Below are 22,940 nucleotides of genomic sequence, written 5' to 3'. Positions count from 1 at the left end.
CGAACACCCCGAGTCGGCGCAATGGTTTTAGGCACAACACGGAGCTTGGGAGCGACAGAGGTCAAGATCAGGTTGTTTCGTCACGGTTCGAACGATCGCTTTGGGGGCGCACAGCACAAGGTGAGTTTGATATGAACGCAGATCCTAAAAGCACGCCCGCCCCGGCAACCCGAGGCACCCCGTTCACGCGCCCGATCCCAGGCAAGCTGCGGCGGCTCCGTTCAGACGGCGCGTTTCTGCTGGTCGTTCTCGGCAGCATGGTTGCGGGCCTGGTCCCCGTGCGCGCCCAGGATCTCCCAACCGCGCCGTCCTTTGTCGATGATTTCACCAGCCTCAGTCGCGCGCGCTGGTACATTTCCGACGGCTGGACGAACGGCAAGCATCAGAACTGCACCTGGTCCAAAAGCCTGATCGGGCTTTCCGACGGCATGCTGACGCTCGGTTTCGAGAAGCGCAAGCTGAAGGATCGCGAATTCGCCTGCGCCGAGATCCAGACCAAGCAGCGCTTCGGCTACGGCACTTACGAGGCGCGGATGAAGACCGACACGGGCTCCGGCGTCAACGCGGCATTCTTCAGCTTCGTCGGCGATGCCGACAAGCAGCCGCATGATGAAATCGACTTCGAGGTGCTGACCAAGGACACGTCCAAGGTTCAGGTCAACGCCTACATAGCCGGCAAAGGCAAGAACGAGAAACTGGTCGACGTCGCTGGCGGCACCGACAAGGCCTTCAACGACTACGCCTTCGTCTGGGAAAAGGACCGGCTGCGCTGGTACGTCAACGGCAAGCTTGTCCACGAGATCACCGATCCGGCGAAGCTGCCCACCCATTCGCAAAGGATCTATTTCAGCCTTTGGGGCAGCGATACAATGAAGGGCTGGATGGGGCCGTTCTCCGATCCCGGCCGCAAGCTCACCATGCAGGTGGATCGCGTTGCATTCACCGCACTTGGCCAGCCCTGCCAATTCCCCGAATCGCTGGCATGCAACACAAACTAGAAGCGCATCTGAACCGGCCGGGCCGAAGGTGGTCGGAAAACCGAAGCTCGAACAGGCCCGAAACACTGAACAGGAATGAAACCGAATGAATTTGACTGTCTTTGGAATCGGCTATGTCGGTCTTGTACAGGCGGCGGTGCTTGCCGAAGTCGGCCATCAGGTGGTCTGCGTCGACATCGATGCAAAAAAGGTCGAGCGGCTCAACCAGGGTCATGTCCCGATCTTCGAGCCTGGGCTCGAAAGCATGGTCAAGGAGAACCATGCCGCCGGCCGCATCAAGTTCACCACCGACGCCGCCGCGGCGATCAAGCATGGCCAGATCCAGATGATCGCCGTCGGCACGCCGCCGGGCGAGGATGGTTCGGCCGACCTCAAATATGTGCTGGCCGTCGCCGAGGCCATCGGTCGTGAGATGGACGAGCCCAAGATCGTCGTCGGCAAGTCGACCGTGCCCGTCGGCACCTGCGAAAGGATAAAGGCCAGGATCGCCGCAACGCTGAAGGCGCGCGGGCGCGAGGATCTGGCTTTCGACGTCGCCTCCAATCCGGAATTCCTCAAGGAAGGGTCCGCTGTGAGCGACTGCATGAAGCCCGACCGGATCATCGTCGGCACCAGCAACGAGGACACCGAGGCGGTGATGCGCGAGCTCTACGCGCCGTTCAACCGCAACCACGAAAAGATGATCGTGATGGATGTGCGCAGTGCCGAGTTCACCAAATACGCGGCCAATTGCATGCTGGCGACCAAGATCAGCTTCATGAATGAAATGGCCAACCTGGCCGAGCAACTGGGCGCCGACATCGAGGAGGTCCGCAAGGGCATCGGCAGCGACCCGCGGATCGGCTACCACTTCATCTATCCGGGCCTCGGCTATGGCGGCTCGTGCTTCCCGAAGGATGTGCGTGCCCTGATCAAGACTGCCGAGGCCGTCAAGTTCGACGCCAAGCTGCTGCGTGCCGTCGAGGAGCGCAACAACCAGCAGAAGTCGGTCCTGTTCGAGAAGGTGGACCGCTATTTCAAGGGCAATCTCAAAGGCAAGACATTTGCGCTGTGGGGCTTGGCCTTCAAACCCAATACCGACGACATGCGCGAGGCCCCGGCCCGCACGCTGATGGAAGCGCTCTGGGCCGCTGGTGCCAATGTGCAGGCCTATGATCCGGAGGCGATGCAGGAATGCCAGGCGATCTACGGGCTGCGCGACGACCTGCAACTGTGCGGCACCAAGGAGGCCGCGCTGCGAGGCGCCGATGCGCTCTTGATCGTGACCGAGTGGAAAAGCTTCAGCGCGCCGTCTTTCGATGCGCTGAAGAACGCGCTGACCACGCCCGTCATCTTCGACGGACGCAATCTCTACGACCCCAAGGTCATCGCCCGCCACGGCATCGAATACCACAGCATCGGCAGAATGGCGGCGTGACGCTAGGGCGGTCCAGCAAGGAGCCAGGTCCATGAAAGTTCTGTTTGCGGGCGGCAACGGCTACACGCCGCAGTTCAGCGGTGGCGTTCAGTCGAGCACGCATCATCTGGTCGAGCAGCTGCGCGAGCACGGTCATGACGCCTCGGTTCTGGCGGCGCTGTTCGGTGACGGCATGTTCGGCTTCAAGGCGCGCGCCAAGATGAAGCTGCTTCGCCAGCGAGCGGTCATCGACAGCTATCCCGGCTATCCGGTCGTGCGGGCATGGTTTCCCTGGGAGGCGGCGCGCTTCGCGGTCGAACGGCTCGATCCCGATGTCGCCGTCGTGCAGTGCCACAAATCGGTGCCGATCGGAAAGGCGCTGCAGGCGCTCGGCGTGCCGCTGGTGGTCTATCTGCGGAACGTCGAATTCCACGAACTGGCCGGCGACCTGCGCGAATTGCATTCGGCGCTTTATATCGCCAACTCCGAATTCACTGCGCGCACCTATAAGGAAAGGTTCGGCATCGATTCGACCGTGATCCCGCCGACCATCAATCCCGGGCTCTACAGCACGCCGACCACCGGTGAATTCGTCACGCTGATCAATCCTTACAATGAAAAAGGGTTCGAACTCGCCGTGCGCATCGCCGGCCAATGCCCCGAAATTCCGTTCCTGTTCGTCGAAAGCTGGAAGCTCGACGACGACCACCGGGCGCAGATCGAACGGATCATCGCGCCGCTGCGCAACGTCAGGCTGGAAAGCCGCACCAGCGACATGAAGACCGTCTATGGCCGCACCAAGATCCTGCTGGCGCCCAGCAAATGGGAAGAAGCTTGGGGGCGGGTGGCATCCGAGGCCCATTGCAGCGGCATTCCAGTCGTCGGGTCCCGTCGCGGCGGCCTGCCGGAAGCGATTGGCGCCGGCGGCGTGGTGCTCGACTATGACGCACCGCTCGACGACTGGGTCGCCGCGGTCAGGCGACTATGGAGCGACAAGGCCGAGTACGATCGGCTGTCGGCGGCGGCGCAGCTGTTTTCGGAGCGGCCGCAAATGAACCCCGACAGCCAGTTCGCGACCTTCCTCCGCGTTCTCGACAACGCCAGGCAAGGCGCGCTGGAGCGTGCCGCCTGATGCATTTCGTCCAAAACCATGCACGTTGCCCAAAAGCCGGCTCTCGCGCCTGACCGGGGTGGGAGCTGCCTTGGGACAACGACACGCACAACACCAGACGCTTGAGGCGCCTCGCACGGTAGCGACGGGCGTCAGCCCTCATCCGCGCGAGCAGATCGCCGACCGGCCTCGAAAGATCGTCCATCCGATGAAGATTTGCTTCGTAGTTGATAAGTTCCCCTCTTTGTCGGAGACCTTCGTCCTCGACCAGATAGAAGGGTGCCTCGAGCGCGGCATGCAAGTCGGCGTCGTCTGCAACGAGACGTCCTTCGGCAAGGACCGCAACATCGACGATCGCCGCTGGCAGGCTCTCCCTGGCAAGGTCGTCTGCTGGTGGGGCGGGCTGGGGCGCTTTCGCCCGACGCTCAGGAGATGGTCGGGCAGGTTCTGGGATAAGCTCTCGACCGCTATCGACATCGCTTTTGCGCGCAAATTGCAGGACGCCGATGTGATCGTCGCGCATTTCGGCAATAACGGCATGCGCGTCGCCCGCGCCATGAAACGAGGCCGGATTTCCGCTCCGCTGGTGACCATATTCCACGGCCGCGATGTTGGCGAACCGCTGCATGACAACACGCTCACGCGCTACAAGGTTGTCTTCGACAAGGGCGTTCTCCAGCTCCCGGTGAACGCGTTTTTCCGCGACGCCCTGATCGGCGTCGGCGCACCCCCCGCGCAAGTCATGGTTCACCATATGGGCGTGCGGCCCGGTGAGATCGGCTACCATTGGCGTTCCTGGGACCGGGACACGCTGTCCTTCATCTCGGTCTGCCGGCTGACCGAAAAGAAGGGCATCGAATTCGCCCTTCGGGCGCTCGCCAGCCTGCCGCGGCGCGACTGGGTCTATTCGGTGATTGGCGGCGGCGAATTGCTGGAAGAGTTGAAGAAGCTCGCCGCAAATCTCGGCATTGCCGACCGGGTGACTTTCCTCGGGCCGCGTCCGCACGCCGAGGTCAAGCAGCGCCTGCGCAATGCCCACGTATTCCTGCTGCCTAGCGTTGCCGCGCGAGACGGCGATCTCGAGGGTATTCCGGTGGCGCTGATGGAGGCTATGGCCGCCGGGCTGATCGTCGTCAGCACCTATCACTCGGGCATCCCCGAACTGATCGAGGATCAGGAGACAGGCTTCCTCGCACCGGAGCGAGACGTTGCGGCGTTGGCCCGCAAGCTTGTCTGGGTGGCCGAGAACCCGGACAAATGCGAGCGCATCGCACGTGCGGCGCGCCGCAAGATCGAGCAGGATTTCAACGCGGACGTACTCAACGAACGTTTTGCGCAGATCGTTGCTCAACTGGCCGAAGCCAGGCAGCCGGCATGAACGCCAACCCGCCCCCCCAGTTCGGTCGCGTCGCCCTGCGCGGCGGCGTGGTGACGATCGGCGCGCAAGGCTTTAAGATGGCGATCCAGTTTCTCTCCGTCATCGTGCTTGCGCGTCTGCTCGTGCCCGAGGATTTCGGCCTGGTGGCTTCCGTCGGGCCGATCGTGGCCTTTGTCGGGCTGCTTCAAAATCTTGGCCTGCAACAGGCCGTGGTCCAGCGCAAGGATATCAGCACCGAGCAGCTCAACCAGGTATTCTGGATCAGTGCGCTGGTGGGGATAGGCAGTGCCGTGGTGGTTGCATGCCTGGCGCCCGCCATCGCTGCCTTCTATGGCGATCAACGCATGGTGGGGATCACCATCGGCTCTGCCTTGCCGCTGCTGCTTGGCAGCCTCGCCGCGGTGCCGCTGGCGCTGATGAACCGTCACTTGCGCTTTGGCCAGCTCGCGCTGAACGACGTGATAACCGCTGCTGCCGGACTTGCGACTACCGCAATCGCCGCCTATGCGGGGCTGGGCTACTGGTCGCTGGTCATCGGCCCTGCGGTATCGGCCGTTGTCGCGCTGGCCGCGGCATGGCAGGTGGCGCGCTGGACGCCGTCGCGGCCGGACCTGAAGGTCGATACCGACATATTGTCTTTCGGCGCCAATCTGACCGGCTTCAATCTGGCCAACTTCTTCTCGCGCAATCTCGACAACATCCTGATCGGAAAATATTCGGGCGCGATCGAGCTCGGCTATTATGACCGCGCCTACAAGCTCCTGCTGTTTCCGCTGCAGAACATCAACCAGCCGCTGACACGCGTGATGGTGCCGCTGCTGAGCCGCATCCATGAGGACAAGGCGCGGTTTCGCGACATCTATGTGCGAACCAATTGGATGCTGGCGGCCATCACTATGCCCGGCATCGCGGCGCTGACGCTGACGTCGGACCAGGTCGTCGGGCTTCTCTTCGGCGAGCGCTGGACGGCGGTGGCGCCGATCTTCGCCTGGCTGGGCATCGCCAGCCTGATCCAGTCCGTCTCGAGCACCACCGGCTGGATCTTCATCTGCCAGGGCAAGACCAAGACCATGTTCCACTGGGGCATCTACTCGTCGCTGACGACGGTCGCCGCCTTCATCATCGGCCTGCACTGGGGCGCCGTCGGTGTCGCGGCGGCCTATGCGATCAGCGGCTATGTGCTGCGCGTCCCGGTGCTTGCCGTTCTTGTCCACCGGGTCGGCCCGGTGACCGCAGCCGACTTCCTGGTCATGCAGGGGCTTTTCATCGCGTCATCGCTGCTTGCCTGGTCCGTGTACCGGGAGTTGCCGGCATCGCTGACCAGCCAGTCAGACCTGCTCGCGGTGGTCCTGGCGGTTGCCCTCAATTATTCGATCGGCCTGGTCCTCATGCTTGCCCTTCGCCAGTCGCGCAGCGCCCTGTTCACCACGCTTTCCAGCGCCATGCGCAACGCCCGCTAGGCCGGCAATCACCGGCCTCAAAAGCTCACCTGCCGACATCGCCGACGCATGCTCCTCAAGCACTGCCTGAAGGCTCGTCCTGCGATAGAGGTCGAGATTGGCGGTAAGTCTGCCGAGCTTCTCGCTCGCTTCCTCGGGCGTCACCGTGTCGATGTCGAGCAGCAGGTCGGCGACGCCGATCCGCTTGGCGAGTTCCTTGGTCTTGAATTCATAGGCGATCGGCAGCACCGGCGTGCCGACGCAGAGCGACATGATCATCATGTGCATGCGCGTTGCGACAACGAAGTCGAAGCCTTTCACCAGTGCCATCAGTTGCTCCGGCGTGTGGAACGAAGCGTCCACGCTGACATGCTTGGCGATCTCCGGATCGAGTTCGGCAACGATAGCCCGCGCCGTCTTGGAATCATCATGGGCGTATTCCGGCACGCCCTGGCAGGTGGAGACGAAGGTGACCTCCTTGGCGTGGTCCCTGACCAGGATGGTCGCGATCGCGCGGATCGAGTCGATGTAGCGGCGCATGCCGCCCTCGCCGTCGCTGACATAGTTCCAGTGACGGACGGAAATGGCGACGCGGCCGGTGACGGTCGCCGACTGGCCGGAGGCCAGAATTTTTCCGATCCTGTCGGTGTCGGCCAGGGCAAAGACGGCGTCGGCCACGACGTGGCATTTGCCGGGGTCTTTCACCATGTCCACAATGTGGCCTCGCGAACGTTCGTCGCGCAGCAGGATGAGCGGGCTCCGATCGAAGATTGGGCTCAACTCCTGGCGATTGTAACTTTTGTTGAACGGGCCGAGCGATTGCGTGAAGAAGACGGGGTCCTTGCCCAGAATCGCGTCGATCCGGAATTGATTGAGTCGCCGTTCCAGATTGTAAGTCTCGACAAGATAGGTTCCGCCTGTCGTGACCACGAGGTCGGCGCCTTTGTAGATCTCGAGACCACGGCGATTGCTTGAGCTGAACAAACGCCCGAGAACGCCGCGGATGCCGAACCGCCGCAGGGCATTGAGGACGAGCCGATTGTAGATCGGCTTGAACAGGTTCTTCAGCCCGCTGCCGTATTTGTAGCGGAACAGCGATTCCGACAGCAGCTTGTGGAATTCGAGATCAGGATACTCTTTCTTCGTGTAGAGCCTCGCCGCCACCTCCGGCTGGCTGTCGAAGACGCAGAACTGGATATCGTCTTGCACGATCGTCTTGAAAACATGGCGGATCGCCAGGAGAATCGCTGCATCCCCGGTATTCAGGCAGACGGTGTTTTCAACCGCGATCTTCATGGAATGACCTCATTTCGTGAGTAGTCCCGTGCTTCCATCGACGGGTGCGAAGGGGCGGATTGCAGGCGGGTTGGCCGAAAATGCTGCACGCCAAGGATGGTCCTCGCGTCGTGATTATTGGCGCGCAGCCCGATGGCAGGCCAACGCGCGGTCCATGTGGCCCAAGCAGAGCGAGATTAACCCATCGATTTTGCAGTGCAACAAAAAACGGGGATCTTTGCTACGCTGCAACCAAAAATGTTGCGATGCAGCAAGAGCTGTACTAGCATTGTCGCGGGCGGGCCAACAGCGGTCGAGTTTTCATGCTGCATGTCTTGTACTTGGTACACGACGTCTCCGACCCGGCAGTGCGCCGGCGGATCATAATGCTCAAGGCAGGCGGCGCCCAGGTTACGCTGGCGGGCTTTCGTCGTACGGCAAGCGCAGTTGCTGATGTCGAGGGCTTGCAGCCGATCGATCTCGGCCCGACTCGTGATGGCCGATTCGCCCAACGTCTGGCCGCGATCATGAAGGCAGTCGTCTCGACCGGCTCGAAGCTGGGCTCAATGCCACGGCCCGACCTCATTATCGCGCGCAATCTGGAAATGCTGGCGCTTGCCCGCCGCGCCAGGTCGGCTTTCCAGGCAACGGTGCCGATCGTCTACGAGTGCCTGGATATCCATCGCCTGCTGCTTCGCGACGATCCGCTGGGCTGGGCGATGCGCGGCGCAGAACGCTTCCTGGCCAGGGATGTGAAGCTTCTGGTGACCAGCTCTCCGGCCTTCATCGCCAACTATTTCAAGCCGTTCGGACAGATTGCCGCCCCGGTCGAACTGCTCGAAAACAAGTATTTCGAGCCAGCCGCGGCCTCGCTGGATGACCGCGCGGCGCCGGAGAACCCCGTAGCGCCGCCTTGGCGGATCGGCTGGTTCGGGGCGCTCCGCTGCCGCCGTTCCCTGGAGCTTCTGGCCGAATTTTCGCGCCGCCTCGACGGCCGCTTTGAAATCGTCCTCAGGGGCCGCCCGGCGCTGTCCGAATTTCCCGATTTCCACGGTTTTGTCGAATCGGAACCCTGGCTCTCGTTTGGCGGGCCCTACCGCAATCCCGAGGACATGGCGGCGATCTACCGCGAGGTTCACTTTTCCTGGGCCATCGACTTTTTTGAGCAGGGCCTGAACTCCGAATGGCTGCTGCCCAACCGGCTCTATGAGGGCTGCCGCTTCGGAGCCGTGCCGATTTCGATGGGAGCCACCGAAACCGGCCGGTTCCTCGACCGGCAAGGCATAGGGGTTCTTTTGCCAGAAGCCACGCCCGAGGCGCTCGAAGCCGCCGTCGGCACGATGGAGCAGCATCGGTTCGAGACATTGAGGGCGCGTGTTCTCGCCCGCAATCCGCGCACCTGGAGCTACGACCGCGCCGATTGCCGGGCGCTCGTCGAAAAGCTCCGCGGGCTGACTGCGGCTCCCGGTCCATATGCTGCCGAAGCATTGGCATAGAAGGACTGCCGATGACGCAAACCGAAATTCCATCCTGCATGATCGTGGTTCCGTGCCTGAACGAAGCGGCCCATATCGGCGCGTTGCTTCGAGAGCTCCGCCCTGCGGCCGAGAGGCTGGACGCCGTGATCATCGTTGCCGATGGCGGCAGCACGGACGGCACCAGGACGATCGTCGCGGACATCGCCGCAAAAGATCAGCGGGTGATCCTGCTGCACAATGAAAAGCGCTTGCAGAGCGCGGCAATCAATCTCGCCGTCGCCAGGTTCGGGGAAGGCGTCGACTATCTCATTCGCATCGACGCGCATGGCGGCTATCCTGCGGATTATTGCGACCGGCTGGTCGAAGAAGCGCAGGCCACCGGTGCGGATTCGGTCGTCGTCTCGATGCTGACCAGTGGCAGCGGCATGGTTCAGAAAGCAGCGGCAGCGGCGCAGAACTCCAGGCTCGGCACCGGCGGCTCCAAGCACCGGCATCTTTCGGCGGGAGAATGGGTCGATCATGGCCACCACGCACTGATACGGATATCGGCCTTCACCGCGGTCGGCGGCTATGACGAAACCTTCAGCCACAATGAGGATGCCGAACTCGACTATCGGCTCCGCCAGGCCGGCTACCGTATCTGGATGACCGGCAAGACGCAAATGGTCTACTACCCGCGCTCCTCGCTGAAGGGCCTCTATTTTCAATATCTCGGCTATGGCCGTGGCCGGGCGAAGAACGTTCTCAAGCACCGCATGATCCCGAAGATCCGGCAGATGGTGCCGCTTCTGGTGTTCCCCGTGGTTCTTCTCGCCGCCTTTTCCTTCGTCCACTGGCTGGCGGCCGTGCCGCTTTTGCTATGGGCGTCGGTCTGCCTCGGCTACGGCTTTTGGACCGCCGTCAGCCAGCGCAAAGCCGACATTGCGCTTGCCGGGGTCTCGGCAATGATCATGCATTTCGGCTGGTCGGTCGGTTTCTGGCTGCAACTGCTCGCACCGCGACCGCAGCGCGGGGTAGCGTGATGGACCCGGTCAGGAAAAATCGAAGCATCGATATCTGCGTCTGCACATTCCGCCGGCCGGAGCTTGCCGACACGCTTCGCTCCATAGCGGCCATGGACATGCCTGCGGGGTTCGACGTCGGTATCGTCATCGCCGACAACGACGATACGCCGACGGCCGAAACGCTGGTCGCCAAGCTGGCGGGGGAGTTGAAGCTGCCGGTGACCTACCGGCACGCCCCGGCCCGCAACATCTCGATCGCGCGCAACGCTTGCCTCGATACCAGTGCGGCGGATTTCGTCGCCTTTATCGACGACGACGAGACGGCCACCGCTGGCTGGCTTGCCGAACTGGTGGCGACGGCAGAAGCAACAGGTGCTGCGACGGTGCTTGGGCCGGTGCAAGCCCGTTACCTGCCGGATGCGCCCGCCTGGATGCGCAAAGGCGATTTCCACTCGACCTTGCCGGTCTGGGTGAGCGGCGAAATCCGCACCGGCTACACCTGCAACGTCCTGCTCAGGATTGGCGCTGAGAGCCTGCGCGGCCGGCGCTTCAGCCTGGCACGTGGCCAGACCGGCGGCGAAGATACGGAATTCTTCGACCAGATGGTCAAGGCCGGCGGCCGCATCGCCTTTTCGCCGGAGGCTTGGGTCGACGAAGCGGTGCCACCTGCCAGGGCGGCATTCGACTGGCTCGGCCGCCGCCGGTTCCGCGTTGGGCAGACGCATGGTCATCTTCTGGGGCGCAACGCACACGGCCTTGCCCGGCTCAAGCAGGTCGGCATTGCCGCGGCAAAGGCCGCCTACAGTTTCCTGTCGGCAATTCCGGTCGCCATCGACCCCGTACGCCGGAACCGCAGCGTGCTTCGCGGCATTATGCATGTCGGCGTCGTCAGCGGCCTCGTCGGGGTTCGTGAAATCCGCCAATACGGCCTGTCTTCGCCGCAGCAAGGGGGCAAGCGTGCAGCCTGACGTGAGCTTCGTGATTGCCGCCTACAATGCCGAGGCGACCATCGATCGGGCGATTGCCAGCGCCGTCGCCCAGCGCAATATCAGCGTCGAGGTCATCGTCGTCGACGACAAGTCGCGCGACCGGACGCTCGACCTGGCGAGATCCTACCCCGAAGACATCGTACGCGTTGTCGCGCTTGAGCAAAACCGTGGCCCCGGCGGCGCCAGGAATGCCGGCCTTGAGCTTGCACGCGGCAGGTGGGTCGCGGTCCTCGATTCCGACGACGCGGTCTATCCCGGGCGACTCTGCACCATGATCGAACGCGCGGAGAAAGCGGGCGCCGAAATCGCGGTCGATAATCTGCAGGTCGTTCGCGAGGATGGCGTTGCCGAAGAGACGATGTTCCCGGCCGACTATCTGGAAGGCCTCGGTGAAATCTCGCTGGCGGATTTCATCGGCGGCAACGTCCTCTTCGAATCGAGGTTCAATCTCGGCTACCTCAAGCCGATCTTCCAGCGCCGGTTCCTGAACGAGAACGGGCTGCGTTACGATGAAAGCCTGATCATTGGCGAAGACTATATCCTCCTGGCCAGTGCTCTGGCCAAGGGGGGCAAATGCGTGGTCGAGCCGACGACGGGCTATATCTACCACATTCGCACCGGCTCCATCTCCCGGGTGCTCGAACTTCATCACGTCGAGGCGATGCGCAGGGCCGATGCCACCTTCGCCGCGACCCATTCCATGGATGCTGCGGCCGAGGCGGCGTTCGCCAGGCGCGCTCGCAGCCTGCGCCGGGCGGCATCATTCCTGTCGCTGGTCCAGCACATCAAGGCGCGGTCCCCGCTCAAGGCGATATGGACGGCGCTCAGCGATCCGGCGGCGGTTCGGCATATGAGCATGCCGATCGCCGTCCGGCTGCGAAGGGTAGCGGCACAGTTTGCCGTGGTGGCGGGGAGGTGAAGGGCTGCAGGTGAATGAAGACAGTTTCGCCGCCTGCGACAGGGTTGAAATCGATCTCCTCAGAAGGAACATGCAATGAAAAAAGTCAGGAAGGCAGTCATACCGGTGGCGGGGCTCGGAACGCGGTTCCTGCCGGCGACCAAGTCCATGCCGAAGGAAATGCTGCCGGTGGTCGACAGGCCTGTCGTGCAATATGCGGTTGACGAGGCGTTCGAGGCCGGCATCGAGCACATCGTCTTCGTCACCGGCCGCAACAAGGCGGTGATCGAGGACTATTTCGACCTGCATCCTGAACTGATCGGAACCCTGGAGCAGAGCGGCAAGAAGGCGCAACTCGAATCCCTTGAAAGCCTGCTTCCCGTCGCCGGCGCGACGAGCTTCATCCGCCAGCAGTCGCCGCAAGGCCTCGGCCATGCCGTCTGGTGCGCGCGCGAAGTCATCGGTGACGAGCCCTTCGCATTGCTTTTGCCGGACATGGTGTCCTTCGGCGGGCGCGGGTGTCTCGCCGAGGTCGCCGATCTTTATGCGCAGACTGGCGCAAACGTTATCGCCGTCGAGCGTTGCGATCCGACCGAGACCAGCAAATACGGCATTGTCGGGCGCGGCGCTGATGTCGGCACGGGCTTCGAGGTGACGGCCATGGTCGAAAAGCCGGCTCCTGCCAACGCGCCATCGAACTTCTACATCAACGGCCGCTACATCCTGCAGCCCGAGATATTCTCGTTGCTGGCCAGCCAGCAGCGCGGCGCCGGCAACGAGATACAACTGACCGACGCAATGGTGCGTCTCGCACAGACCCAGGCCTTCTTCGCCCAGCCTTTCGACGGCCGCATGTTCGACTGCGGTTCGAAGGAGGGTTTCATCCAGGCCAATGTCGCTTTCGCGCTGGCGCGGGAGGACATGAAGGGCCCGATCTTCGAGATGCTGCAGGAATTCGTCCGGTCGCATCAGCGTCGGGAAGAAGCCGCATAATGTCCATTTTTTCGAGGCATTGTGGGTGCGGCTGATGACGCAGGACAGGCCGTTGCGCCGCGCGTAACGCGCACTGTCCGGCGCAAGGTTTGCACCCTATGTCCCGACCTTCGAGGCGGTAGCGCCTGCAAACTAGAATTGGACCGAAGATGAACTATGCCAATTTTCCTGTCGACAAGAGGACGCCATTGCCGGCTTCAAATGCGGCAAACGCCGAAGACTTCATCGACATCGAGCGCCTGCTTGGCATGGCCGCGCGGCAGGCGAAAGTGGTTGCCGCCTGCGCCGTCATCGGTCTCTTTCTCGGCGTGCTCTACTTGCAGACAACGCCTCCTACCTATGTGGCGACGAGCAGCGTGCTGATCGACGAAGGATTGAACAAGGTCGTCGACGACATTTCGGCGGCGTCGGTCAGCATGCAGACCGACTCCGCCGTTCTGAGCCAGATCGAAATACTACAGTCGGCCAGGCTGGCTGGGGTGGTCGTCGACAAGCTGAAGCTCGATCAGAACGACGCTTTCATGAACCCTCCGACATCGGCCCTGTCGAAGGTTGCTGGCTTTGTTCGCGGTATCATCCAGTCTGTCCGCCCCAAGCGCGCCGCGAGCACAACCGATGTCGCTCAGCTTGATGCTGCGACGCGTGACGCGATCACCGCATCGTCGTCGCCCCGCGACTATGCAATCTTCAAACTGCAGACCCAACTCGATGCCGAGCGGATCGGCCGAAGCTTTGTCATCAGCATCTCCTTCCAGGCGACGGATCCGGCGCTTGCGACCGCCATCACCAAGGCCTATGCCGACGCCTATCTCGCCGATCAGCTCGATGCCAGCTTCGACGCGACCGAGCGGGCGGCGGTCTGGCTGCAAGGCCGGCTGACCGAGCTTCGTGAGAGCTCCCAGGCGGCTGCACTAGCGGTCGAAAAGTTCAGGGCCGAACACGGATTGGCCGTCAATGACGGCCAGCTGATCAGCGACAAGCAATTGTCCGATCTCAACACCCAGCTGATCGTCGCGCAGGCCGATACCGCACGTGCCGGCGCCCGCTATCAGCAGTACAAGTCGATCGTCGAAAGCGGCTCGGACAATGCATTCAAGGACGCCGCGATATCGAACGACCAGCCGAGCAGCTCCGTCATCACGACGCTGAAGAACCGCTATCTCACCGTCGCCAAGCGGCAGCAGGACGTCGAAGCCAATTTCGGCCCGCAACATCCGCAGGCCGTCGCGCTCGCCAAGGAGAAGGCCGACATATCGGCGCAGATTTTCGGCGAGCTGAAGCAACTGACCGAAAGCTACCGCAACGAATACGAGGTCGCTCTGGCGCGCGAAACCGCGCTCCGCGCAAATGTCGCCTTGGCGGCTGGCAAGAGCTCCATCGACAACCAGTCGCAGGTCAAGCTGCGTGAGCTGGACCAAAAGGCGACGGCGCTGTCGACGCTCTACCAGACGTTCCTGAACCGCTATGAGGAGGCCGCCCAGCAGCAATCCTTCCCGGTCGGCAAGATCCGGGTCATCTCGGACGCGACGATGCCGCAGTCGGCCGCAACCCCGCGCACGGCCATCGTGCTGGGGCTTTCGCTGGCGCTTGGCATAATGATGGGGGCAGGGGTTGGTGGCCTGAATGAATTCAGAGAACGCTTCTTCAGGACCGGCGAGGATGTGCGCGACCGGGTCGGCCTCAAATTCCTCGGCTATCTGCCGGTCATCGGCAAGGCTGGCAAGGATGACCAGCGCAATGGCGGTCAGCCTGACGTCAAGGTCGTTGAATCCAAGACCGCCAAGTCCTCTAAATCCCAGCCCTCCAAAACATTGTCGGCAGCCGAAAAACGTGCGCGGATGCGGGTAACCGTCGATGCACCGGCATCGATGTTCTCCGAGACGCTGCGCAACGCAAAGATCGCCTTCGACGTCGTCATGGAGGGCCAGGGCAGCCGGGTCATCGGCGTGGTCTCGGTGCTTCCCGGCGAAGGCAAGTCGACGGTGGCGGCCAATCTTGCCGGGTTGCTTGCCGTCAACGGATCGAAAACGCTGCTGATCGACGGCGACCTGCGCAATCCCGGCCTCAGCCGCAGCCTCGGTATGGAGGCCGAGCAGGGCCTGATGGAAGCTGTGGTGAGCGGGCAGACATGGCAGTCGGTCGGCAAGATCGACCGGCAGACCAAGCTGGCTATCATCCCGGCTGTCCTGCGTGGCCAGTTTTCGCATACCAGCGAGCTTCTGTCTTCAGCCGGCATGCGGCGTTTCATCGATAACGCCAAGGAAACCTTCGAATACATCATCGTCGATCTGCCGCCGCTCGGGCCTGTCGTCGACGCCAAGGCCTTCGCTCCGCTTGTCGACGGCTTCGTGCTGGTCACCGAGTGGGGACGCACGCCGCGTGCGATGGTGCAATCCATGCTCAGCTCGGAGCCCTACATCGCCAAGAAAATCATTGGCGCGGTGCTGAACAAGGTCGAACTGAAGAAGCTGGCCAAATATGGCGCGATCGGCGGCTCGGAAAAATTCTTCGACAAATATTCGAGCTACTATCTGGAAAAATCGGAAGCGCGCACCAAGGCAGCCGCCTGAGCGACGACATCGCGCTCAGGAAAATATCAACCTGGCGCGGTTGTCGATGATCCTGAGGGCGGTCAGCTGGCCGGTTTGGAAGGCGCCGGTGTCTATGCCAAGCCGGCGTCCCTCGAGCTTCGGAGTGTCGACCGGCGTATGTCCGTGCACGACATAGCGGTCGAGAAGATGCGCAGCGTCGAAAAAGTCCGAACGGATATTCAGCAGGTCGTCCTCGTCCTGCGCGGCGAGGTCGATGCCGGGCCTGATGCCGGCATGGACGAACACGAATTTCGCCGAACAGACCATGACCGGCAGCGCGCGCATGAAGCTAATGTGGTCGGCTGGAATGACGTCCCGAATGCGCTTGTCGACCTCCTCGCTTGACCCATAGAGATCGGCCATGCGCGACGGGTCGACGCCGTAGGAAAACAGCGTTTGCAGGCCGCCTATCGCCAGCCACGACTCTCTCGAAATGATCCCGTCGACGTAGTTCAGCATCACAACTTCGTGGTTGCCGGCAAGGCAGATGCGCTGGAAATCATGGAGCGGTGGCGCCAGCAGATGATCGAGCACACGCGCCGACTGGGGTCCACGATCGACGTAGTCGCCAAGCATGATGATGAGCTTGCGCCCTTCGAAGGGCGCCGAATCGAGCAGGATCTTCTGCTCCAGGGCGCGGAGTTCCTTGTAGCAGCCATGCACGTCGCCGATCGCATAGACGACTGCGCCCCGCATATCGATCTCCAGCCGCTGGCGTGCCGCGGCCTGGGGCTTTCTCGATCGCTGGAACAGGGTCACGTATGGCATCTCGCATGGCTGTGGGTGCGTCTCGATTCCGAAACAACATGACGACACCGCGCGTGGATACCACGTCCGGCGCCGGTCGTTCCATACCGGAGCTTCGGACGCAACTCGGCTTCGGCGCCCCTTACAGGCCGATGCCGCGGCGGTTCAGCGCGGCGGTGATCTCGTCGAGGATGGCCGGGTCGTCGATCGTTGCCGGCATGGCCCATTCCTCCTTGTCGGCGATCTTCTGCATGGTGCCGCGCAGGATCTTGCCGGAGCGCGTCTTCGGCAGGCGCTTGATCGTCACCACCGTCTTGAAGGCAGCGACCGGGCCGATCCGTTCGCGCACCAGGGTGACAACCTCGTTTTCGATGATGCCGGCGTCGCGGTCGACGCCGGCATTCAGCACGACGAAGCCGAGTGGAACCTGGCCTTTCATAGCATCGGCAATACCGACGACGGCGCATTCGGCGACGTCGGGATGCGCGGCCAGAACCTCCTCCATGGCGCCGGTCGATAGCCGGTGGCCGGCGACATTGATGATGTCGTCGGTGCGAGCCATGACATAGAGATAGCCGTCCTCGTCCATCATGCCGGCATCCGCGGTTTTGTAGAAGCCGGGGAACTCGTCGAGATAGGCTTGGCGAAACCGCTCGTCGGCATTCCACAGCGTCGGCAGGCAGCCGGGGGGCAACGGCAATCTCACCACGACATTTCCAAGCGTACCACGCTTGACCTCATGCCCGGCATCGTCGAGCACGCGGATGTCATAACCGGGCATCGGCACGCCGGGCGAGCCGTATTTGACCGGCAGCAGGCCCAGTCCGGCGGGGTTGATGGTCATCGGCGAGCCGGTCTCGGTCTGCCACCAATGGTCGATCACCGGCACGGTCAATTTCTGCTCCGCCCATTTGATGGTTTCCGGATCGGCGCGCTCGCCGGCGAGGAACAGCGTCCGGAATTTGGACAGGTCGTATTTCGGGACGAATTCGCCCTTCGGGTCCTGTCCTTTGATGGCGCGAAAGGCGGTTGGCGCGGTGAACAGCGCGACGACGCCATGCTCGGCGATCACACGCCAATAGGTGCCGGCATCGGGCGTGCCGACCGGCTTGCCCTCGAACAGGATCGTTGTGCAGCCATGCAGCAGCGGGCCGTAGACGATATAGGAATGGCCGACCACCCAGCCGACATCGGAAGCCGCCCAGAACACTTCGCCCGGCTTGACGCCGAACTCGTTTTCCATCGACCATTTCAGCGCGACCATATGGCCGCCATTGTCGCGCACGATTCCCTTCGGCTGGCCGGTCGTGCCCGACGTGTAGATGATGTAGAGCGGATCGGTGGCAAGCACCGGAACACAGTCGACATTGGCACCCGCGGCCCGCTCCCGCGCCACGGCGTCGGCATAGTCGATATCGTGGTTTTCCCTGAGTTCGCAGCGCAGTTGGTCGCGCTGCAGGATAAGGCAGCTTTCCGGCTTGTGCCGCGACATCTCGATCGCCTTGTCGAGCAGCGGCTTATAGGCAACGACGCGCCCTGGCTCCAGGCCGCAGGAAGCGGAGATGATCAGCTTCGGCTTGGCGTCGTCGATGCGGGTGGCGAGCTCATGCGAGGCAAAGCCGCCGAAGACCACCGAATGCACGGCGCCGATCCGCGCACAGGCAAGCATTGCGAAGGCTGCTTCCGGTACCATCGGCATGTAGATGATGACGCGATCGCCTTTTTGGATGCCACGATTCTTGAGCACCGAGGTCAGCGCGACCACCTCGCGCTTCAACTCGGCATACGTGAATTTCCTGATTGTGCCCGAAATCGCGCTGTCATGGATCAACGCGATCTGGTCGGCACGGCCGCCCGCCACATGACGATCGACGGCATTGAAGCAGGTGTTGCACGAGGCGCCAACGAACCACCTGCCATAGACGCCGGCATTGGCGTCGAACACCGTCTCGAAGGGCGAGAACCAGTCGATTGCGCCGGCGGCATCGGCCCAGAATTTTTCCGGGTCGCGTTTCCAGCCGTCATAGACCTCGTGGTAGCGTGACGCCATCCAGCTTCCTCCCCAGGAATGTTTGCTGTCCTTGAAATAGCGTATGCTGGTTTGTGTAACCATGTATTTGTGCGTTTCGTTTGCTGTCGTTCTAACTTGGCCGCAAGTGCGGGTCATGGTGGTCTGGGGGCCGGTATCGTTCGAATTTTCGGCATTAGGGGCAGGGCGCGATGAAATTGCGATATGAGCTTGGGTTTGCCGCGGTTGCGACGCTGGCGGTGGTGCTCGCTTCAGCTGCTCAGGCAGGCGACGCGGCGGCCCGGCGCGTCATCGGCTTTTCGCCAGACGGCAACTACTTCGCCTTCGAACAGTACGGCACGCTCGATGCCGGTGCTTCGGATTCGGGCTGGTCGGAGATCGAGATCATCGACACGCGGACCGATGAGTTCGTCGGCGGCAAGCCGATCGTCATCGCCGACGAGACGGAGGATTCGACATTGACGCTTGCGCAGGCGAGGGCACAGGCCGCCGAACTGGCGGCGCCCTTGCTGGCCAAATATGCCATCGCGCCGCGCGGCGAGCGGACTGCCTTGGACAGGTTCACCTTTCCCGACGACATGGTCGCCTACAATGACATTGCGCGCCTCGAGCAGGTTTCGCAAAAATGGCTTTCGCCGGCCTATGACGAGCTTGGCACCATCCAGCTCGAGCAGATCCGTGCCGACAGCACGGCGGATTGTTCAGCGAGTTTCGACGCGACGCAGCAAGGCGAAACGACCGGCAAGGCGCTCGGCTTTCGCCTGACGCTGCAGGGTCAGGACGGCAAGCCGATCAAGCTGCTGCATGAGGACAAGGCGGTGCCCGGTTCGAGGAATTGCCCGACTTCCTACAGCCTGTCGGAATCTTACGCATTCACCCCGGATGGAAAACCGGGCGTGCTTGCGGTGCTCGTGCAGCGCTTCAGCCAGGGATTTGAAGGGCGCGACCGCCGTTTCATCGCCGTGACTGGCCAGGCGCACTGAGGCAACGCGCTGAGACGTAGTCCGCTACCCGAGTTTGTTGTCCCTAAAGCGGGAGGGCAGCGAGCATAAGTCCGACCCCGCCGACGATCAGCAAGGCGGCTGCCAGCACCTTTCCATGGCGCTCGAAACCCGTCGGCGCCCGATCCCAATTGTAACGCATGCTCGAACTCCCCAAACCCGCAGATTCTTTATCTTACGCAGGGTGAGGAGGGCAACTGTCTGGCGATGCGCGGCGTTGCCGATACCGGTCTTGTCACCGACTATTTCTGGGGCATTCTCCGCCGCTACATGCCCCAGCGCAGCGCGGCCGTATGTACCGGTGCATCCCACCAAACAGCCGCCTCGTCGTCGAGCATGCTCAGCGTGATCGAACAGCCGGCCATGTCGAGCGAGGTCACATAGGACCCGACCAGCGACCGGGTCACCGTCACGCCGTGCTTCTCGAAGATTTTGCGGGCGCTGTTGTACATCAGATAAAGCTCCATCAACGGTGTGCCGCCAAAGCCGTTGACGAAGAGTAGCGCCTGGCCTCTGGCACCGTCGCCCAGGTCACCCAGGATTGCGGTACAGATCTCCTCGGCGATAGCATCGGCGCTTTTCAATGTGTCGCGCCGCCTCCCAGGCTCGCCGTGGATGCCGACCCCGAACTCCATCTCGCCATCGCCGATATTGAAGGTCGGCTTGCCCGCCGCCGGCACGGTGCAACTGGTCAGCGCCACGCCCATCGAGCGCGTCGCGCCGTTGACGCGCTCGCCGAGCGCCTTCAACGGCTCCAGTGCCATGCCTTGTTCGGCCGCCGCGCCGACGATTTTCTCGACCACCAGCGTGCCGGCGACGCCGCGCCGGCCGGTGGTGTAGGACGAGTTTTCGACCGCAACGTCGTCATTGGTCACGATTTGCATCACGCCTTCCGACATTTCAGCGGCCATGTCGAAATTCATCACGTCGCCCTCGTAGTTCTTGACGATGAACAGGCAGCCGGCGCCCGTATTGACGACTTCGGCCGCCGCCATCATCTGGTCAGGCGTTGGCGAGGTGAATACCTGGCCGGGGCAGGCCGCATCCAGCATGCCGTGCCCGACGAACCCGCCATGTAGCGGCTCGTGACCCGAGCCGCCGCCGGAGATCAGCGCCACCTTGCCCGGTGTGAGCAGCTTGCGGCGGACAAATTTGTGTTCCTCGCCAAGCGCCAGGATATCGGCCTGCGCGGCAACGAAGCCGTCGAGGCTCTCGGTCAGCACCGTATCGACCGAATTCAAAAATTTCTTCATGGCCGTCCTCCCGAAATAGCCCAGCGTCAGCTGCCCTTGCCGGCGATGCTGGTGATCTTCTGGATGAAATCGTTGACCGCCCGGTCGAGCGCCGCGTTCTGCTTGTCGTCGCCGAAATCGGGAACGATCAGCGAGACATGGCGTGTCTTGCGCAAGCCTGCGGCCAGCGACATCTTTCCCGGATGCGCCCGATGGTAGGCCTCAAGGAAATGATCGCGTTCGGCCGGGCTGAAATGGCAGACGGAGAAGATAGCCGGCAAATGCTTCGACGGGATCGGCGTCGAATAGGCCGGGCTGGAAATCTGCGTGACGAAGCTGCGATGCTTGCCCAGCGCATCAGCGAGGCGCTGGCGCATGCCGGACGGGCGCTGGTCGATCACCTGCGACAGGATCGTCTTGTAGGCGCGGATCGCCTCTTCGGGGCCGGATTGCGACGCCTTGTCTGCCATACCGGGGCCTAGATCGAAACGTCCGCGATGGCCGCCTTGGCCATCGCGAGTTGGGCGGGAGCGACGGAGAGGTCACGCAGGCCGGTTTCGAGCAGCGCCGGGATCGAGGCGGGGTCGCCGCCGGCATCGCCACACAGGCTGACCGGGATATTATGCTCGCGGCCGAAGGCGGCAACCGAGGCGATCAGCCGGAGCACGGCTGGGTGCCTGACGGAATTCAGATGTGCGACCGACGCATTGTCGCGCGCGGCGGCCATCACGTATTGGGTCAAATCATTCGAGCCGATCGAGAAGAAGGCGGCCTTGGCGAATGCCTCCGGTGCGATGGCCACCGACGGCACCTCGACCATGATGCCAAGCGGCGGCATTTTGTGCGCGATGCCGCGCGCCAAAAGGTCAGCCTGCTCCTCAGCGAACAGCGCGGTGGCGTGTTCATACTCTTCCGGAACGGCGATCATCGGGAACATCACCTTCAGATTGCCGTGCATGGCAGCACGTAGCAAAGCGCGGATCTGCACACGAAAGACCGCCGGACGCATCAGTGACAGCCTGATCCCGCGCAGGCCAAGGAATGGATTACCTTCCTCGACGGTCAGGCCCGGCACAGGTTTATCGCCGCCCGCATCGACAGTACGGATCGTCACCGGCCTGTCGCCTGCCCATTCCAGCACTCTACGGTAGGCGCGATATTGCGTCTCCTCGTCCGGCAGCGTCTTGCCGAACAGGAATTCGGTCCGCATCAGCCCGACACCGTCGCACGCCGCAGCATCGATGCGGTCGACATCGGACGGATCGGCAATATTCACCTGCACGTGGACCGCTATGCCGGTCTTCGTTGCTGCCGGCCTTGTCAAATAGGCTACCGCATTGTCGCGATGCGCCGCGAAAGACGACGACGATCGCCGGAATGCCTCGATCTCCGCTTTCGAAGGCGCCAACACGATGCCGCCATGTTCGGCATCGAGCAGTGCGATTCCGACAAGCTGAGCCGGCGAAGCACCGGGCCCGGCTACCCCACGCGCTACGAGCCCCAACCCCACCACCATTGGCACGCCGCGTGAGCGTGCCAGCATTGCGACATGACTTGCGGCACTTCCGGCCGTAAGTGCTATGCCGCCGCCGGCACTCCAGTCGGTTTCGAGGAAGCGCGTCGGTGCGATATCCTCGCCGTAGAAGATCGCACCTGCCGGCGCGGCAATGTCGCCGCCCCCGGCAAGCGCGCGTAGCACCTGGTCGCGTATGTCGCGCATGTCGGCCGCGCGCGCCCGGAAATAGTCCTGCTCGGATGTTTCATAGCCGGCTATCTCGGCGTCGAGCGCTTTTCGCCAAGCCACATCAGCAGCCATGCCCTCGGCAATTCGCGCAAAGGCCGGGCCGGTCAGCGCGTCGTCCTCCAGCATGGCGAGCTGGAATTCGAGGATCCCGGCCGCCTCGCTGTCGCTGGTTTCGATCAATGTCGCGAGCCGGCCTGCGGCAATGGAGATGGCGGCCTCAAGCGCCGCCTTCTCGTCCGCGGCAGTCGCCTTGCGGACATAACGCACAGCAGCCTGGCCCAGATCGAACAGCGGCCCCTCGGCATAGCCGGCCGATGCCGAAATGCCCTGCAGCCTAAGCGGTTCGGGCATGGTCCTTGCCTTCGTCGAAATCGCGCCGCACCAGCTCGACCAGTGCGCCGACCGCCTCGCCGGCGCCGTCCCCTTTGGCTCTGATATGCAGGACAGTGCCTTTCGGCGCTTTCGCCGCCATCACCTTGACGATGCTCTTGGCGTCGAACCATGGCCCGTTGGCGGCGAGCGCAATCTCGACGTCGGCCGAAAACGTCTTGGCAAGCTTGGTGAACTTCACCGAAGGACGCGCATGCAGTCCCACCTCATGGGTGATCAGGACGCTGGCTTCGGCTGCTGCGGACAT

18 protein-coding genes and 1 pseudogene are annotated in these 22,940 nt (G+C 62.7%); 12 read left to right on the top strand and 7 right to left on the bottom strand.

The window, feature by feature from the left end; translation table 11 throughout:
- The first annotated feature begins 131 nt into the window (after positions 1-131).
- The 5 genes from exoK to NKI67_RS12160 all read left to right on the top strand — a co-directional run bounded on the left by exoK (position 132) and on the right by NKI67_RS12160 (position 6,343).
- The gene (gene exoK, locus NKI67_RS12180) at positions 132-998 is read left to right on the top strand and encodes an endo-1,3-1,4-beta-glycanase ExoK (protein WP_023676311.1); all 867 of its coding nucleotides are present in this window, start codon (positions 132-134) and stop codon (positions 996-998) included.
- Positions 999-1,083: 85 nt separating this feature from the next.
- A complete protein-coding gene (locus tag NKI67_RS12175) occupies positions 1,084-2,415 on the top strand; it encodes a UDP-glucose dehydrogenase family protein (protein WP_023676312.1) in 1,332 nt (443 codons plus the stop codon).
- A 31-nt stretch (positions 2,416-2,446) separates the two neighbouring features.
- Positions 2,447-3,526 (top strand): glycosyltransferase, encoded by a 1,080-nt coding sequence (locus tag NKI67_RS12170; protein ID WP_023676313.1) that lies wholly within the window; start codon positions 2,447-2,449, stop codon positions 3,524-3,526.
- Positions 3,527-3,596: 70 nt separating this feature from the next.
- Entirely contained in the window at positions 3,597-4,883 is a 1,287-nt protein-coding gene (locus tag NKI67_RS12165) for a glycosyltransferase (RefSeq protein ID WP_245274683.1), read from the top strand.
- Complete coding sequence (locus tag NKI67_RS12160; RefSeq protein WP_023676315.1) at positions 4,880-6,343, top strand: lipopolysaccharide biosynthesis protein; 1,464 nt, start codon at positions 4,880-4,882, stop codon at positions 6,341-6,343. Before NKI67_RS12165 ends, NKI67_RS12160 begins: the two co-directional genes overlap by 4 nt.
- A 222-nt stretch (positions 6,344-6,565) precedes the next feature.
- On the opposite strand, the pseudogene NKI67_RS12155 reads toward NKI67_RS12160, so the two are convergent.
- A pseudogene (locus NKI67_RS12155) lies at positions 6,566-7,618 on the bottom strand (polysaccharide pyruvyl transferase family protein); the annotation flags it as partial.
- A gap of 302 nt (positions 7,619-7,920) precedes the next feature.
- Here NKI67_RS12155 and NKI67_RS12150 point away from each other — a divergent pair.
- The 6 genes from NKI67_RS12150 (at position 7,921) to NKI67_RS12125 (ending at position 15,529) form a co-directional block, all read left to right on the top strand.
- Positions 7,921-9,093 (top strand): glycosyltransferase family protein, encoded by a 1,173-nt coding sequence (locus NKI67_RS12150; protein WP_352645380.1) that lies wholly within the window; start codon positions 7,921-7,923, stop codon positions 9,091-9,093.
- A gap of 11 nt (positions 9,094-9,104) precedes the next feature.
- Entirely contained in the window at positions 9,105-10,097 is a 993-nt protein-coding gene (locus NKI67_RS12145) for a glycosyltransferase family 2 protein (RefSeq protein WP_023676317.1), read from the top strand.
- A complete protein-coding gene (locus NKI67_RS12140) occupies positions 10,097-11,047 on the top strand; it encodes a glycosyltransferase family 2 protein (protein ID WP_023676318.1) in 951 nt (316 codons plus the stop codon). The genes NKI67_RS12145 and NKI67_RS12140 overlap by 1 nt, the downstream gene beginning before the upstream one ends.
- A complete protein-coding gene (locus NKI67_RS12135) occupies positions 11,037-11,987 on the top strand; it encodes a glycosyltransferase family 2 protein (protein ID WP_023676319.1) in 951 nt (316 codons plus the stop codon). Before NKI67_RS12140 ends, NKI67_RS12135 begins: the two co-directional genes overlap by 11 nt.
- Before the next feature lie 75 nt (positions 11,988-12,062).
- Positions 12,063-12,959 (top strand): UTP--glucose-1-phosphate uridylyltransferase, encoded by an 897-nt coding sequence (locus NKI67_RS12130; protein WP_023676320.1) that lies wholly within the window; start codon positions 12,063-12,065, stop codon positions 12,957-12,959.
- A gap of 149 nt (positions 12,960-13,108) precedes the next feature.
- Positions 13,109-15,529: a polysaccharide biosynthesis tyrosine autokinase gene (locus NKI67_RS12125; RefSeq protein ID WP_023676321.1), complete on the top strand. Its 2,421-nt coding sequence runs from the start codon at positions 13,109-13,111 to the stop codon at positions 15,527-15,529.
- A gap of 15 nt (positions 15,530-15,544) precedes the next feature.
- Here the strand turns inward: NKI67_RS12125 and NKI67_RS12120 are convergent, their stop codons facing one another.
- Both NKI67_RS12120 and NKI67_RS12115 read right to left on the bottom strand, forming a co-directional pair.
- Positions 15,545-16,246 (bottom strand): metallophosphoesterase family protein, encoded by a 702-nt coding sequence (locus NKI67_RS12120; protein WP_352645377.1) that lies wholly within the window; start codon positions 16,244-16,246, stop codon positions 15,545-15,547.
- 193 nt (positions 16,247-16,439) lie between these two features.
- Positions 16,440-18,347, bottom strand: a complete 1,908-nt coding sequence (locus NKI67_RS12115) for a propionyl-CoA synthetase (protein ID WP_023676323.1) — start codon at positions 18,345-18,347, stop codon at positions 16,440-16,442.
- Positions 18,348-18,517: 170 nt separating this feature from the next.
- Between NKI67_RS12115 and NKI67_RS12110 the strand changes: the two genes are divergently transcribed.
- The gene (locus NKI67_RS12110; protein ID WP_023676324.1) at positions 18,518-19,309 is read left to right on the top strand and encodes a DUF2259 domain-containing protein; all 792 of its coding nucleotides are present in this window, start codon (positions 18,518-18,520) and stop codon (positions 19,307-19,309) included.
- 284 nt (positions 19,310-19,593) lie between these two features.
- Here the strand turns inward: NKI67_RS12110 and dhaK are convergent, their stop codons facing one another.
- The 4 genes from dhaK to NKI67_RS12090 are packed head-to-tail and all read right to left on the bottom strand — an operon-like array spanning position 19,594 to position 22,940.
- On the bottom strand, positions 19,594-20,580 hold the full coding sequence (gene dhaK / locus NKI67_RS12105; protein WP_352645375.1) for a dihydroxyacetone kinase subunit DhaK: 987 nt from the start codon (positions 20,578-20,580) through the stop codon (positions 19,594-19,596).
- A 26-nt stretch (positions 20,581-20,606) separates the two neighbouring features.
- Complete coding sequence (locus tag NKI67_RS12100) at positions 20,607-21,029, bottom strand: hypothetical protein (RefSeq protein ID WP_023676327.1); 423 nt, start codon at positions 21,027-21,029, stop codon at positions 20,607-20,609.
- Positions 21,030-21,037: 8 nt separating this feature from the next.
- Positions 21,038-22,654, bottom strand: coding sequence for a phosphoenolpyruvate--protein phosphotransferase (gene ptsP / locus NKI67_RS12095; protein WP_023676328.1), 1,617 nt, complete (start codon positions 22,652-22,654; stop codon positions 21,038-21,040).
- A complete protein-coding gene (locus tag NKI67_RS12090; RefSeq protein WP_023676329.1) occupies positions 22,638-22,940 on the bottom strand; it encodes an HPr family phosphocarrier protein in 303 nt (100 codons plus the stop codon). Before NKI67_RS12090 ends, ptsP begins: the two co-directional genes overlap by 17 nt.

It is taken from the genome of Mesorhizobium sp. M0408, from assembly GCF_040321495.1.
Lineage (GTDB): Bacteria > Pseudomonadota > Alphaproteobacteria > Rhizobiales > Rhizobiaceae > Mesorhizobium.
This window is presented reverse-complemented; position numbering and strand designations above follow the sequence as displayed.

Excerpts from the sequence above, each read along its gene's own strand:
- exoK (WP_023676311.1), top strand. The coding sequence starts at position 132 with ATGAACGCAGATCCTAAAAGCACGCCCGCCCCGGCAACCCGAGGCACC.
- NKI67_RS12175 (WP_023676312.1), top strand. The coding sequence starts at position 1,084 with ATGAATTTGACTGTCTTTGGAATCGGCTATGTCGGTCTTGTACAGGCG.
- NKI67_RS12170 (WP_023676313.1), top strand. The coding sequence starts at position 2,447 with ATGAAAGTTCTGTTTGCGGGCGGCAACGGCTACACGCCGCAGTTCAGC.
- NKI67_RS12160 (WP_023676315.1), top strand. The coding sequence starts at position 4,880 with ATGAACGCCAACCCGCCCCCCCAGTTCGGTCGCGTCGCCCTGCGCGGC.
- NKI67_RS12150 (WP_352645380.1), top strand. The coding sequence starts at position 7,921 with ATGCTGCATGTCTTGTACTTGGTACACGACGTCTCCGACCCGGCAGTG.
- NKI67_RS12145 (WP_023676317.1), top strand. The coding sequence starts at position 9,105 with ATGACGCAAACCGAAATTCCATCCTGCATGATCGTGGTTCCGTGCCTG.
- NKI67_RS12140 (WP_023676318.1), top strand. The coding sequence starts at position 10,097 with ATGGACCCGGTCAGGAAAAATCGAAGCATCGATATCTGCGTCTGCACA.
- NKI67_RS12130 (WP_023676320.1), top strand. The coding sequence starts at position 12,063 with ATGAAAAAAGTCAGGAAGGCAGTCATACCGGTGGCGGGGCTCGGAACG.
- NKI67_RS12125 (WP_023676321.1), top strand. The coding sequence starts at position 13,109 with ATGAACTATGCCAATTTTCCTGTCGACAAGAGGACGCCATTGCCGGCT.
- NKI67_RS12120 (WP_352645377.1), bottom strand. The coding sequence starts at position 16,246 with ATGCGGGGCGCAGTCGTCTATGCGATCGGCGACGTGCATGGCTGCTAC.
- NKI67_RS12115 (WP_023676323.1), bottom strand. The coding sequence starts at position 18,347 with ATGGCGTCACGCTACCACGAGGTCTATGACGGCTGGAAACGCGACCCG.
- NKI67_RS12110 (WP_023676324.1), top strand. The coding sequence starts at position 18,518 with ATGAAATTGCGATATGAGCTTGGGTTTGCCGCGGTTGCGACGCTGGCG.
- dhaK (WP_352645375.1), bottom strand. The coding sequence starts at position 20,580 with ATGAAGAAATTTTTGAATTCGGTCGATACGGTGCTGACCGAGAGCCTC.
- NKI67_RS12100 (WP_023676327.1), bottom strand. The coding sequence starts at position 21,029 with ATGGCAGACAAGGCGTCGCAATCCGGCCCCGAAGAGGCGATCCGCGCC.
- ptsP (WP_023676328.1), bottom strand. The coding sequence starts at position 22,654 with ATGCCCGAACCGCTTAGGCTGCAGGGCATTTCGGCATCGGCCGGCTAT.
- NKI67_RS12090 (WP_023676329.1), bottom strand. The coding sequence starts at position 22,940 with ATGTCCGCAGCAGCCGAAGCCAGCGTCCTGATCACCCATGAGGTGGGA.